Origin of the sequence: Coprococcus sp. AM100_B19A (assembly GCF_027662015.1) — a bacterium.
Lineage (GTDB): Bacteria > Bacillota > Clostridia > Lachnospirales > Lachnospiraceae > Allocoprococcus > Allocoprococcus comes.
This window is the reverse complement of the sequence record NZ_JAQDKN010000048.1, coordinates 1-773: the sequence shown is the minus strand read 5'-3', so window position 1 is coordinate 773 and position 773 is coordinate 1. Positions and strand designations below refer to the sequence as shown.

The following is a 773-nucleotide window of genomic DNA, read 5'->3' as shown; positions in this document are numbered from 1 at the left end:
CTTCGGAAAAGTCCGATCCCTCCTGCATCATTTTTAAGTACGGCGCCCACATCGGAAAGATTACCGATATTCGCATAGACATTGATCTTCTGTCCGGAAAGGGTGACATTCTCTTTGCCCTTCAGTTCTTCCAGAAGTGTTTTCTGTCTGCGGTCTTCTTCGCGCTTTTCGGTCATAGCCTTCATGGTCTCTTCATCCGGATCAATGTAGATGGTCCCGGTAAAGCCGTCGATGGCTGCCATATGTCCGTCATATTCTTTTGCAAGCCCTTCTCCCAGACCAATAACGGCCGGGATGTTCATGGTCCTTGCAAGGATTGCCGTATGGGAATTTGCTGATCCGTACATGGTTGCAAATGCAAGCACTTTGGACTTGTCAAGCTGAACAGTCTCACTCGGTACCAGATCATCTGCTGCCACGATCACCGGTTCATCTGCCACAACACCGCTTTCCCCGGCATCCGAAAGGATACCGAGAAGTCGGTCCGATACATCTTTTACATCGGCCGCACGTCCCTGCATGTAAGCATCATCCATAGATGCAAACATCTGGGAGAAGTTATCTCCTGTCGTCGCAACAGCATACTCTGCGTTGACTTCCTGGGTGGTAATAATATTCTTAATCGAATCCACATAATCCAGATCCATCAGCATCATCTGATGTACTTCAAAAATTGCCGCATTGGCTTCTCCTACATCTTCCATTGCCTTGTCATACAACTCACCGAGCTGTGCGATCGCAGTCTCCTGGGCATCCTCAAAACGTGCCACCTC

Annotated in this window: 1 protein-coding gene; it reads right to left on the bottom strand. The window is 48.9% G+C overall.

The window, feature by feature from the left end:
• Nucleotides 1-773, bottom strand: a 773-nt coding sequence (locus PGQ33_RS16695; protein ID WP_270206122.1) for a phosphoenolpyruvate-utilizing N-terminal domain-containing protein, incomplete at both ends; no start/stop codon positions are given.